Origin of the sequence: Streptomyces sp. BE20 (genome assembly GCF_036322525.1) — a bacterium.
Lineage (GTDB): Bacteria > Actinomycetota > Actinomycetes > Streptomycetales > Streptomycetaceae > Kitasatospora.
On the sequence record NZ_JAQYWW010000436.1, the window covers coordinates 110,308 to 122,503 of the forward strand.

11 protein-coding genes are annotated in these 12,196 nt (G+C 73.7%); 4 read left to right on the top strand and 7 right to left on the bottom strand.

The window, feature by feature from the left end; all coding sequences use genetic code 11:
- The first annotated feature begins 13 nt into the window (after nucleotides 1-13).
- Nucleotides 14-589 (top strand): helix-turn-helix domain-containing protein, encoded by a 576-nt coding sequence (locus PUR61_RS04170; RefSeq protein ID WP_329875733.1) that lies wholly within the window; start codon nucleotides 14-16, stop codon nucleotides 587-589.
- A 66-nt stretch (nucleotides 590-655) separates the two neighbouring features.
- Here PUR61_RS04170 and PUR61_RS04175 read toward each other — a convergent pair whose 3' ends face one another.
- From PUR61_RS04175 to PUR61_RS04190, 4 genes are all read right to left on the bottom strand, one after another.
- Nucleotides 656-1,543, bottom strand: coding sequence for a dihydrodipicolinate synthase family protein (locus tag PUR61_RS04175; RefSeq protein WP_329875735.1), 888 nt, complete (start codon nucleotides 1,541-1,543; stop codon nucleotides 656-658).
- A gap of 1 nt (nucleotide 1,544) precedes the next feature.
- Nucleotides 1,545-2,390: an aldolase gene (locus tag PUR61_RS04180; RefSeq protein ID WP_329875737.1), complete on the bottom strand. Its 846-nt coding sequence runs from the start codon at nucleotides 2,388-2,390 to the stop codon at nucleotides 1,545-1,547.
- Nucleotides 2,391-2,654: 264 nt separating this feature from the next.
- Nucleotides 2,655-2,840 (bottom strand): hypothetical protein, encoded by a 186-nt coding sequence (locus PUR61_RS04185; RefSeq protein WP_329875739.1) that lies wholly within the window; start codon nucleotides 2,838-2,840, stop codon nucleotides 2,655-2,657.
- 148 nt (nucleotides 2,841-2,988) lie between these two features.
- The gene (locus tag PUR61_RS04190; RefSeq protein ID WP_329875741.1) at nucleotides 2,989-3,465 is read right to left on the bottom strand and encodes an AMP-binding enzyme; all 477 of its coding nucleotides are present in this window, start codon (nucleotides 3,463-3,465) and stop codon (nucleotides 2,989-2,991) included.
- 845 nt (nucleotides 3,466-4,310) lie between these two features.
- On the opposite strand from PUR61_RS04190, the gene PUR61_RS04195 reads away from it, so the two are divergent.
- Entirely contained in the window at nucleotides 4,311-4,946 is a 636-nt protein-coding gene (locus PUR61_RS04195; RefSeq protein ID WP_329875823.1) for an AAA family ATPase, read from the top strand.
- A 251-nt stretch (nucleotides 4,947-5,197) separates the two neighbouring features.
- Nucleotides 5,198-5,953: a thioesterase II family protein gene (locus PUR61_RS04200; RefSeq protein WP_329875743.1), complete on the top strand. Its 756-nt coding sequence runs from the start codon at nucleotides 5,198-5,200 to the stop codon at nucleotides 5,951-5,953.
- Nucleotides 5,954-5,961: 8 nt separating this feature from the next.
- Here the strand turns inward: PUR61_RS04200 and PUR61_RS04205 are convergent, their stop codons facing one another.
- The 3 genes from PUR61_RS04205 to PUR61_RS04215 all read right to left on the bottom strand — a co-directional run bounded on the left by PUR61_RS04205 (nucleotide 5,962) and on the right by PUR61_RS04215 (nucleotide 9,808).
- Complete coding sequence (locus PUR61_RS04205; RefSeq protein WP_329875745.1) at nucleotides 5,962-6,795, bottom strand: N-formylglutamate amidohydrolase; 834 nt, start codon at nucleotides 6,793-6,795, stop codon at nucleotides 5,962-5,964.
- A 151-nt stretch (nucleotides 6,796-6,946) separates the two neighbouring features.
- The gene (locus PUR61_RS04210; RefSeq protein WP_443035115.1) at nucleotides 6,947-9,286 is read right to left on the bottom strand and encodes an FdhF/YdeP family oxidoreductase; all 2,340 of its coding nucleotides are present in this window, start codon (nucleotides 9,284-9,286) and stop codon (nucleotides 6,947-6,949) included.
- A 45-nt stretch (nucleotides 9,287-9,331) separates the two neighbouring features.
- Nucleotides 9,332-9,808, bottom strand: a complete 477-nt coding sequence (locus PUR61_RS04215; protein WP_329875747.1) for a GreA/GreB family elongation factor — start codon at nucleotides 9,806-9,808, stop codon at nucleotides 9,332-9,334.
- Between the two features lie 383 nt (nucleotides 9,809-10,191).
- Between PUR61_RS04215 and PUR61_RS04220 the strand changes: the two genes are divergently transcribed.
- Nucleotides 10,192-12,075 carry a S8 family peptidase gene (locus tag PUR61_RS04220; RefSeq protein WP_443035116.1) on the top strand — a complete coding sequence of 628 codons (1,884 nt, stop codon included), beginning with the start codon at nucleotides 10,192-10,194 and terminating at the stop codon, nucleotides 12,073-12,075.
- Nucleotides 12,076-12,196: the final 121 nt, after the last annotated feature.

Genomic DNA, 12,196 nt, shown 5'->3' on the forward strand with positions numbered 1-12,196 from the left:
GAGAGGTGGCGCGATGAGCAGCCGGGTGCGGGTGCTGAGGAAGCAGAACCGGCTCAGCCTGGAGGCGTTGGCGGCCAAGGTCGGGGTGACCAAGAGCTACCTGTCCAAGGTGGAGCGCGGCCTCAGCGACCCGTCGATCTCCACCGCGCTCAAGCTCGCGCACGCGCTGGACGTGGATGTCAGCCGGCTGTTCTCGGACGAGGTGGAGCCCGAGCTGGTGACCGTGGTGCGGGCCGGCGAGCGGACGCCGATGGCGGGGGGCACCGGCCCGGGGACCCCGCACTACGAGGGCATCGCGACCGGGCTGACCGGCAAGCAGATGGTGCCGTTCATGATGCACCCGCCGACCGAGCTGGGTGACTCGCCGTTCAAGTCCCACGCGGGCGAGGAGTTCCTCTTCGTCCACGAGGGGACGGTCGAGCTGGAGTTCCCGGAGCAGACCGTGCGGCTGGAGCCGGGCGACAGCGTCTACTTCAACTCGGCGCTGCCGCACCGTTGCCGCTCCACCGGCGCCGGGCCGGCCGCGGTTCTCGTGGTGATCCACGACGACCCGGCCGGCCCGGCGGACCGCGTTCCCACCCTGCCCTGACACGAGGACCCTGACGCGACGGCCCTCACACGAGGTCCCGGGGGCGGGTCCCGGGGGCGACGGGCGTCAGCCGACCGCCGCGAGCAGCTCGGCCAGCCGGCCGGTCCGCTCCTCGTCCAGCGGCAGCAGCGGGCGGCGCGGCGTGCCGACGTCCAGCCCGCGCAGCGCCAGGCCGGCCTTGACGGTGGTGGGCAGGCCGCCGCGCAGGATGAACTCCAGGACCGGCAGCTGGCGGTAGAACACCTTGCGGGCGGTGTCCAGCTCGCCGGCCCGGACGGCACGGTAGAGCTCCAGCACCGGTTCGGGGATCAGGCACGGCGCCGCGGTGCACCAGCCGGCCGCGCCGGCGGCGAACGCCTCCAGCGCCAGCGGGTTGCTGCCGTTGTAGAACGGCAGTGCGCCGTCGGTGAGTTGGGAGAGCCGGTGCATCCGCTGCACGTCGCCGCTGCTCTCCTTCACCATGGTGATGTTCTCCACCCGGTCGACGAGGGAGACCATCAGCTCGGGGGAGAGGTCGATCCCGCTGGTGGCGGGGTTGTTGTAGATCATCACCGGCACGGAGACGGCCTCGGCCACCGTGGTGAAGTGCCGGACCACCTCGCGTTCGTCCAGCTTCCAGTACGACACCGGCAGCACCATCACCGCGTCCGCGCCCGCCTGTTCGGCGAAGCGGGCGCGCCGGACCGCGTTGCGGGTGGTGAGGTCCGCGACGCCGACGACCGAGGGCACCCGTCCGGCCACCGCCGCCAGCGCGGTCTCGGCGGCGGTGTACCACTCCTGGTCGTCGAGGTAGGCGCTCTCGCCGGTCGAGCCGAGCGGTGCGACGGCGTGGACGCCGGAGACGATCAGGCGGTCGACGAGAGCGGCGAGAGCGTCGGTGTCCACGCCGCCGTCACCGGCGGCGAACGGGGTCACCGGGTAGGCGATGATCCCTTCCAGGGTGAGGCTCGTCATCTCAGGCACCGCCGTTCGTGTCGTGGGCGTCGTGGGCGTCGTGGGCGTGGGGGGAGCCGGGCGGGACGAGTGCGTCGCCGTGGCCGGCCCGCAGGGCGCGCCGGGCGTAGTAGGCGAAGTTGGCCTGGCCCCGCTTGGGGGTGGAGGTCCAGTCGTGGGCCTCGCGGGCGAGCAGCTCCGGTATCTCCTGGATCCGGCCGGCCGCGGAGGCCAGCAGCTGGAGCCGGGCCGCCCGTTCGAAGAGCACGGCGAGGGTGCAGGACTCCTCGACGGTGCCCGTGGCCACCAACTGTCCGTGGTGGGCCAGGAGCAGCGCCCGCTTGTCGCCGAGCGCGGCCGAGATGAGCTCGCCCTCCTCGTTGCCGACCGGGATGCCGGGCCACTTCTCGAGGAACGCGCAGTCGTCGTACAGCGGGCAGAGGTCCATGTGGGAGACGACCAGCGGGGTCTCCAGCATCGACAGTGCGGAGATGTGCAGCGGGTGGGTGTGGATGATGCAGTTGACGTCCGGGCGGGCCCGGTACACCCAGCTGTGGAAGCGGTTGGCCGGGTTGGCCATGCCCCCGCCTTCGAGGACGTTGAGGTCCTCGTCCACCAGGAGCAGGTTGGATTCGGTGATCTCGTCGAAGCCGAGACCGAGTTGCTGGGTGTAGTAGGTGCCGGGCCGCTCGGCGCGGGCGGTGATCTGACCGGCCAGGCCGGAGTCGTGGCCGGCGTCGAAGAGGATCCGGCAGGTGAGCGCGAGCTTCTGGCGGACGGTCCAGTCGTTGTCGGGGATGGCGCTCTGCATCCTGCGGTGTGCGAGGTCGACCAGGTCCGCCTTGGCGGCGGTCAGGGTCTCGGCCATGACGGTGCTTCTCCTTCGTGCGGGGACACCGGGTCCGTCGGGGACGCCGGGGTGCGGCGCGCCGCCGGGCGTGCGGCGCGTCGGTGTCGTGCGCCGGAGGATCGACGAAGGACACGTCGTTCACCTTAGGACACCTTGTGTCCTCGTGTCGACGCCGAACGGGCGGCGTACCGGGCGGCGTTCCGGGTGCCCGGGCGCCGCCGCGAGGGTGACGGTCGGCGGAGGTGCCTGCCGGGGGTCACCCGGCGGGGGCCGGACCGGTGGTCAGCTCTCCCCGCCCGTGCGCCGGATCAGTCCGGACCTCTCGGCGTCCTCGCGGAGACCGCCCCGGGGGGCGCCGCGGTCGGTGCGGTCGCCCCGGGCCGCGGCTGTGCAGAGGGCGAAGACGATCAGGGCGCTGGCCGCCACGGCGAGGATGCCGAGCGCGGTCAGGACGCGGAGCCAGGTCACGGAAGGTGCCTCCTGGAGGGCGGCGCGAAGGGTACCGCCGGGGATATCGGCAGACCGGCCCGCCAGGTCGAGTGTTCACGGGCGGTTCCGCATCGCGTCCGCCGCGCGAACGGCGGCGTGCGCGGGCGGTCGAAGCGCGGGAGGCGCACTATTCCGGCACGTGCGCCCCTGGTGGGACGGCCGGCGCCCGCAGGGCCCCGAGGTCCGGCTTGCCGGGCCCGGTGAGGAGGATGCCCGGCAGGACCAGGATCGTCGCCGGGTCGCAGACCGGCCCGCTCCGGTCCCGCACCCACCGGTGCAGCTGCTCAGCCGTCACCCCGCTGCCCGGCAGCACGGTCACGGCGGCGTGCGCCCGCTGGAGCCGGTCCGGTCCGGTCGTGGCGAACATGACCGCCGTCCGTACCGCAGGGTGCGCCAGCAGCGGTTCCTCGACGTCGCGGGGGAACACGTTGTGCGCGTCCACGATCGCCATCGGATCGCGCCGCCCCGCCACCGTCAGGTAGCCGGCCCCGTCCAGACTGCCCGGGTCGCCGGTGTCCAGGCCGTTGCGGAGGACCCTGGAGGTCAGCTCCGGGTCACGCCAGTAGCCCTGCATCGCGGTGGGCGTCCGCACCGTGGCGGCCACCAGCTCCGGCCGCGGCGGGCGGACGAATCGGCGCAGGACCCCCTTCGGTCTCCCGGTCGACCCTCCGGTGAACCGGACCGCCATCACGTCCTCGGGCCGGAACCGGGGCGCCACCGGCTCGGCCGGCAGCGGCGCGGCCGGCTCCAGCAGGTCCGTGCCGGTATGTCCGGGCCGTCGTGGCGGAGGCGCCGGTCCGTGGCCGGTCCGTCGGTGGCCGGTCCGGCGGACCGCACCGGCTTCGTGGGGCAGGCCCGCGGCACGTTGCCGGAACCGGGGACCCGGCCTCCGACGTGGACTGTTGTGGATTGTTATCGTGCCGGGTCGGGCACGGACGGGAGGGCCGGCACCCTTCCTGCCCTCCAGGTCGGGGATTCCTCCCGTCCTGCGGGTACGGACGCGCGCCCTCGGCCGGTTCGCCGGGGCGGGTTCCCGTTCCTCGGCCCGAATTCGGCGTGCGATCGCCACGCGAGGACGTGCCGGCCCTCGATGGGCGTACAGTCCGTCCGCCTGCCCGGCGGGCAGGATGCTTCGAGCAGCGTTGAGGTCAGGATCATGGAACACCCCACAGGCACGGCAGTCCCACCGGCGGCCCCGACCGGCGACGCGGTCCGTCCACGGTCCCGGCGTCCGCTCCGCCGCTCCCCGGATCCGGGCCGAGGACCCGCCGCCACGCTGAGGGCGGGGGCACCCCCGTCTCCCCGGCCCGACGGCGGGGGCCTCCCGGGAGAGCGCCGGTGAGCACCGTGGACGGGTCGACCGGCGCGGGTGGCCCGACGGCGGTCCGGCCGCGGACCGGAAGCCGGACGGGGCCGACGCCGGCGGCGGGTGTGGGCGTGGGCGTGACGATGGCACCGCGCGGGCCGGTCGACCTGCGCGGCGAAGCCGGCGAGCCGTTCGCCGTCGAGTACCCGGGCGACGCCGTCGTGGTCGTCTCCGGCCTGCCCGGGAGCGGCAAGAGCACGTTGCTGCGCCGGTGGTCCGCCGGGGCGCCGTCGGCCGCCACCGTCGACCCGAGGGCCGTCCACGAGGCCTGCGCCGCCGTCATGCCCGCGCGCCTGCCGTACGGCGTCTACCGGCCGTGGGCACGGCTGGAGCACGTCCGGCTGCTCCGCCGGTCGGTCTCCCGCGGCGGACCGCTGCTGGTCCACGACTGCGGCAGCCGGGCGTGGATGCGCCGCTGGCTCGCCCGCTCGGCCGCCCGCCAGGGACGCGAGCTGCACCTCGTCCTGCTCGACGTCGGCGCCGCCACCGCCCTGGCCGGGCAGCAGGCCCGCGGCCGGTGGGCGCCCCGCCGAGCCTTCGCCCGCCATCGGCGCGGCCTCGACCGCCTCGTCGCCTCGCTCACCCGGCACGCCCGCGGCGACGGCGCGACGCCCACGCCCGAGGCCGCGTCGGTGCTGCTGCTGGACGGGGCCTCCCGCTCACGGGCGGTGCGGGCACGGTTCGGACCGGGGCCGTCGGGCACGACGCCCGGAGCCTGAACGGGGCCGCCCCGTCCCGGCTCGTCCCGCGCTGTCCCGCCCCGTCCTCGCCCCGTTCTCGGTGGGGCTTCGGCGCGGACGGGCGGGGCTCGGCGGCCGGTGGCGCGGGCCTGCCGGGAATCCGGCGGCGCTCGGAAGTGGCGGCCGTCACGGCGCCGCTCCGGCTGATGATCTGGTGGCGGGGGTGGTCGGGTGGGGAGACTGGGGAGAGAGATCACCGACCGATCCGTCCGCCGAGAGGGAGCCCCCGCATGCCCGGCCACACCGCCGTCACCGAGAGCCTCTGGTTCCGCCGCTTCCACCCCGTCGACGCGGCGCCCGCACGGGTCGTGATCTTCCCGCACGCGGGCGGGTCGGCCGGCTACTTCCTGGAGTGGTCGGCCGCCCTCTCGCCCTACGCGGACGTGCTTGCCGTCCAGTACCCGGGCCGGCAGAACCGGTTCGGGGAGCCTGCGGTCGACTCGCTGGCCGTCCTCGCGGACCGGGCCTACCAGGCGCTGCTGGGCTGGGCGGACCGCCCGCTCACCCTCTTCGGGCACAGCATGGGCGCGTCCGTCGCCTTCGAGGTGGCGCGCCGCTTCGAGCGCGACGGGGTGGCCGGACCGGTGCGGCTCTGCGTCTCCGGCAGCCGCGCGCCCTCCGTGCCCCGGGACTCGACGGTCCACCTGCTGGACGACGACGGCCTGCTCGCCGAGGTCGGCAGGCTCGGCGGCACCGACGAGCGCGTCCTGGCCGACCCCGAGGTGCGGGAACTGATCCTGCCGTCACTGCGCGGCGACTACACGGCCATCGAGACGTACTGCGCCGCGCCGGACGCGACGGTCTCCCTGCCGGTGACCGCACTGACCGGCGACGCCGACCCGCGCGCGACGCTCGACCAGGTCCGCGGCTGGGCGGCCCACACCACCGGCGGCTTCGACCTGAACGTGTTCCCCGGCGGCCACTTCTACCTCGCCGACCAGCGCGCCGCCGTGGTGGAGGTCCTGACCGCCCGTCTGCGGGGCTGACCCCGGCGTCAGACGGAGACCAGGTCGACGAGTCGGGCCAGGGCTGCCGCGAGCGCGTCCAGGCCCGGCCCGGCCGCCCCGCCGGGCTCGTCCATGTAGAGGTCGCGGCGGATCTCCACCATGAGCGCGCTGACGTCCGCCGTCCCGCCGTAGTACCGCAGCGGCACGTACGTTCCCGCGAACGGGCTGTCGAGGCCGGTACCGCCGAACCCCGCGAACGCCCGCTGCGCCGCGTCGATCAGCGGGGCGGGCGTGTGGCGGGCGTCGGTGCCCAGGCAGATCGGCGGCCGGGGGCCGTCGCCGTGGAGCTCGTACGGCAGGGCCTTCGTCGGGTACGAGTGGACGTCGACGACCACCGCGCGGCCGACCGCCGCGAGGCGTTCGGCGACCGCGGCCGTCATCGCCTCCGCGTACGGGTGGAAGTAGCGGTCGAGCAGCGGCCCTCCGTCGAAGCCGGCCGGGCGGAGGTCCTCGCGGTGGGTGGTCCGGGTGTAGACCGCCCCCATGCCGGCCGCGAGCATCTCCTCGCGCTCGTCGGGGAACCTCTCGGGGTCGACGACCAGCCGGGAAAGCCGGTTGACGAAGCGCCAGGGCGTCGACCCGGCGGCCTGCGCGGCCCGGTGGGCGATCTCCGCCGTGTGCGCGTCGGTGATGTGGTCCAGTTCGAGGGCGAGCTCCCGGTCGTCCAGCACGATTCCGGAGCGGACGTCGGCGGGTACCGTTCGGGCGGAGTGCGGGACGTGGAGGATCACGGGGGAGTCGGGCGATCCGGGGTGGAGCCGGAAGGGGCCGGCCACGTCGGGTGTCCCGGGTGTCCCGGGTGTCCTGGGTGCGTCGGTCATCTGTGCCTCGCTGCGCGTCCGGTGGTGCCACGGGAGTGTCACCGCCATCATGTCCGCCCGGGGCCGCCCCGATCACCCGATCGGCGGATCACCCGGCCGACCGATCGTCCTATCCGCGCCGGCCCTGCGGAACTCCCCTGCGAGGCCCCGCTCAGGAAGCGGGGTCGATGGTGACCTTCACGTGCTTCATGATCGGCTGGTCGCTCTGCGTGCTGTAGTCGCCGAGCGCGCAGAGCACGTTCATCTCGGGCATGTAGCCGGCCGCGCACCCGCGGGGGATGTCGTACGGGATCGCGAGGTAGCCGTGGAGGGAGCGCCGGCTGCCGTCCTTGGCGGTGCTGGTGATGTCGACGGGACCGAGGTCGGCGATTCCGCGGTCGCGCATGTCGGCGCGGTTCATGAAGACGAGCGTGCGCAGGTTCTTGACGCCCCGGTAGCGGTCGTTGTCGGAGTAGATGGTGGTGTTCCACTGGTCGTGGGAGCGCATGGTGCCCAGGGCCAGGGTGCCGGGCGCGGGCACGACGTCGGGCAGGGCGGCGGCGGAGAACTCCGCGCGCCCGGACGGCGTCAGGAAGACCAGCTCGCGGGCGGGCTGCCGGATGCGGAAGCCGAGGGGCAGGCGCACCCGGCGGTTGAAGTCCTCGAAGCCGTCGAGCGCCCGGGACATCGTGTCGCGGATCCGGTCGTAGTCCTCGACGTACCACTCCCAGGGCGTGGCGCTGTCGGGCAGGGCGGCACGGGCCATGCCCGCGACGATGGCCGGCTCGGAGAGCAGGTGCGGGGACGCGGGCCGCTTCATGCCGACCGACAGGTGGACCATGCTCATCGAGTCCTCGACGGAGGTGCTCTGCACGCCGCGGCGCTGATGGTCCTTCTCGGTCCGGCCCAGGCACGGCAGGACGAGGGCCAGGCGACCGTGCACGAGGTGGCTGCGGTTCAGCTTGGTGCTGACCTGGACGGTCAGGTCACACGCCCGCAGCGCCTCGAAGGTGTACGGGGTGTCCGGCGCGGCGAGGGCGAAGTTGCCGCCCATGCCGACGAACACCGAGATCCCACCGCCGTGCATCGCCTTGATGGTGCCGACGGTGTCCAGGCCGTGCTTCCGGGGCGGCCGGATCCCGCAGACCTCGCCGAGGCGGTCCAGGAACTCGTCGGTGGGGCGGTGGTCGATGCCGCAGGTGCGGTTCCCCTGGACGTTGCTGTGCCCGCGGACGGGGGAGGGACCCGCGCCTTCGCGGCCCACGTTGCCGCGGAGCAGGAGCAGGTTGACGACCTCCCGGACGGTGTCGACGCCGTGCTCGTGCTGGGTGAGCCCCAGGCACCAGCTGACGATGCTGCGGTCGGCCTCGCCGTACACGCGCGCCGCCTCCAGGATGTCGGCGCGGACCAGCCCGGACTGCCGCTCGATCTCCTCCCAGGCCGTGGCCTCGCACAGTGCGCGGTACTCCTCGAAGCCCGCGGTGTGGCGGTCGATGAACTCCCGGTCCAGCGCCCGGGGGTCGGTGGCGGACTGTTCCAGGACGGCCTTGGCCATGCCGCGCAGCAGGGCCATGTCGCCGCCGATGCGGGGCTGCAGGTTCAGGGTGCTGGTGCGGGTCGTGCGGTAGAAGCCCATGTCGAGGAAGTCGTGGGGGACGATGGTGCGGGTGGCCGCCGCCTCGACCAGCGGGTTGACGTGCACGATCCGGGCCCCGCGGTGGTACGCCGCGGCGAGGGCGGTGAGCATACGGGGCGCGTTGGAGGCGGCGTTGACCCCCAGGATGAACAGCGCGTCGGCGGCCTCCCAGTCCTGGAGGTCGACGGTTCCCTTCCCGGTGCCGAGCGAGCTCTGCAGCGCGCGGCCGCTGGCCTCGTGGCACATGTTGGAGCAGTCCGGCAGGTTGTTGGTGCCCAGCTCGCGGGCCATCAACTGGTAGAGGAACGTCGCCTCGTTGCCGAGCCGGCCGGAGGTGTAGAACGCGGCCCGGTCCGGGTCGTCCAGCTCCCGCAGGGTGCGGCCGACCAGCTCGAACGCGTCCTTCCAGTCGATCGGGACGTAGTGGTCCGAGGCGGGGTCGTAGACCATCGGTTCGGTCAGCCGGCCCTGGTTCTCCAGGTCGTAGTCGCTCCACCCGGACAGTTCGGTCACCGAGTGCGCGGCGAAGAACTCGCGGCCGACCCGCTTGCGGGTCATCTCCCAGGTGACGTGCTTGATCCCGTTCTCGCAGATGTCCAGGTGCAGGCCCTTGGTGTCGTCCGGCCAGGCACACCCGGGACAGTCGAATCCGCCGTTCTCGTGGTTCATCCGCATGATGGCCCGTGGGCTGTCGACCGGCGATCCCTTGCGGACCAGGAAACGGCTCACGCTCTTGGCCGCGCCCCAGGCGGCGGCGGGGTGGTGGTAGGGGCGGAACTCCGGCTCCCCCTCCGGCACGGGCCCGACCCGGGACTCCGTGGGACCGTCGGGCCCCACGGAGTCCCGGGGGGCCTGTTCGTCCTTGTCGGTGCTCAAAGCTCTCCACCCTTCCGCCGTGCGGGGACCCTTCGGCCCCGCAGGTCACACCCCGCCGTCCTCGGCGCCGATCGACAGGACGACCGCGGCCGTCCGCCCTCTGGGCGTCTCGTAGTCGACGGTGTCGCCGGCCCGGTGGCCGAGCAGCGCGTGGCCGAGCGGGCTGTCGACCGTGACCAGCGTCTCGTCCAGCGCCTCGGCGACCTCGCCGACCTGGACGGTCATCTCCGTGCCGTCCTCGAACCGGACCGTGACGGTGCTGCCCACGCCGACGGCGTCGGTGCTGGGCCGGCCCGCGACGGCTGCCCCGTGGAGCCGTTCGTCGATCTCGGCGATCCGGCGGTCCAGGCGGTCGAGCTCCGTGGCGCGCTGCAACTCGTCGGCCTGGTCCGCCGGATCACCCACCTCGTCCCCGCTCCGCAGGGTGGCGGCGACCTTCTCGCGTTCGATGTGCAGGTCGGCGAGGTCCTGCCGGAGTGCCTCGCGGGCGACCTCGCTGATGGGCTCTGGTCCACCGGTCATTCCTGCTCCTGTCGTGCCGGGGGACGGGAGGTGTCTCCGGCCAATCGCAGAATTGGGGCCTTTTCGAAGATATCAGTCAAATCGCCACGCCGCGGCGGGGGTGGGGCCGTCGGGGCGAGGAGCTCGGCCGCCGCTCCCTTGCCCGCCTCCTCCGCCGCCCCCGAGGCGTCTCCTCCGCCCTTCCTCCGGGCTTCCCCCCTCCTCCGTCCGGCGGGCGTGTGGTCGTTTTCGGGCGGGTGCCGGACGGGGGCAATCGGTGGGACATCAAAAGTTGACACGTTTGTGACAACGAGTCATGCGTAAAGCCTTCCCCAGATGCTCACGGTTCTGGCATGTTGCGTTCAAACCCCGTGTGATCCCCTCACGCACGGGTCGATCGGAGGATGCACGTGTCACCCCTGATATCCCGGAGCGCAGGCCGCCCCGCCGCCGCGCTCGCCCTGCTCGCCGCCGCGATCCTGGCCGCACCCGCCACCCTGGCCGCCGCGGCGCCGGCCGCGTCCACCGCCCCCGCCGTCTCCGCGAAGTTCGCCGCCGAGTCGGCCACCGGTCCGGCCGGGGCGCCGGGCACCACGACCGCCCTCGCGGCCCCCGCCGCCGCGACCGCGCCGCAGATCGCCGCGGGCTGGGCCGCCGGGACCCGCGCCTACCTGGTCATCAGCGCCCCCGCCGACACCGCCGCCGCCAGGACCGCGGTCACCGCCAACGGCGGCACGGTCTTCGCGAGTTACGACGCGATCGGCGTCGTCGTCGCGCACTCGACCTCCGGCACCTTCGCCGCGACCCTGCGCGGGGTGGCCGGAATCCAGCAGGTCGGTGCGACCCGGACCTCGGACGTCCCCGCCGACGCCTACAGCCCGGCGCTTCCCGCCAACCCCGGCCAGTCCGCGACCACGCTCACCGAGAGCAACCGCTGGGACATGACCCAGATCAAGGCCGACCAGGCCTGGGCCGTCTCCACGGGCTCGTCCGCGGTCAAGGTCGGCGTGCTGGACACCGGCGTGGACGACCAGCACCAGGACCTCGCGCCCAACTTCGACGCCGCCGACTCCGCCTCCTGCGCGTACGGCAAGGCCGACACCCGTACGGGTGCCTGGCGCGACGTCGACACCCACGGCACGCACGTCGCCGGCACCATAGCCGCGGCGAAGAACGGCAAGGGCGTCATCGGCGTGGCCCCCGGCGTCAAGATCGCCTCGGTCCGGATAGCCGAGCCGACCAGCACGCTGTTCTTCGCCGAGAACACCGTCTGCGGCTTCGTCTGGGCCGGTGACCACGGCTTCAAGGTGACCAACAACAGCTACTACACCGACCCGTGGCAGTTCAACTGCCCGGACAACGTGGACCAGGCGGCCATCATCGAGGGCGTCCGGCGCGCCCAGGAGTACGCCGAGGGCAAGGGCTCCCTCCAGGTCGCCGCCGCGGGCAACTCCAACTACGACCTGGCCAACAAGACGACCGACAGCGAGAGCCCCAACGACTCGACCAAGGTCACCCGGACCATCACCAACGCCTGCATCGACATCCCGACCGAGCTGCCCGGCGTGGTGACCGTCGCCGCGATGGCCAGCGGCACCGGCAAGGCGTCCTACTCCAACTTCGGCAGGGGCGTCATCGACGTCGCCGCGCCGGGCGGGGACGGCGCCACCGGCGTCTACTCCACGCTGCCGGGCGGCAAGTACGGCAGCAAGAGCGGTACCTCGATGGCCTCCCCGCACGTCGCCGGCGTGGCGGCGCTGATCGCCGGTGCCAACCCGACGTTCACCCCGGCCGACATCCGGTCCCGGCTCGCCACCCAGGCCAACGACGTGGCCTGCCCGGCCTCCGACAGCCGTTGCACCGGGACCACCCCCAACAACGCCTTCTTCGGCGAGGGCCAGGTCGACGCGCTGAAGGCGGTCGGCGGCGGCACCCCGCCGACCGGGAAGTACTTCGAGAACCTGACGGACGTCGCGGTCGCCGACAACGCGACCGCGGAGAGCCCGATCGCCGTCACCGGGGTCGCCGGCAACGCCCCCGCCACCCTCAAGGTCGGCGTGGACGTCAAGCACACCTACCGCGGTGACCTGGTCGTCTCCCTGGTCGCCCCGGACGGCACGGTGTACCTGCTGGAGGACTTCGCGAACAACGACAGCGCCGACAACGTCGTCAAGACGTACACGGTGAACGCCTCCGCGAGTCTCGCGGCCGGTACCTGGAAGTTGCGGGTGAAGGACGGCGCCTCGGGCGACGTCGGCACGATCGACGCCTGGAACCTCACCTTCTAGCCCTTCCGCACCTCTGCCGTCGCCTGCGCTCCGCCGCCTCCCGGGCGGCGGAGCGCAGGCCGTCGGGCCGCCCCGCCGGCCGGGCCCCGCCGGCCGGGCCCGGCCGGCGGGGCGGCCCGGC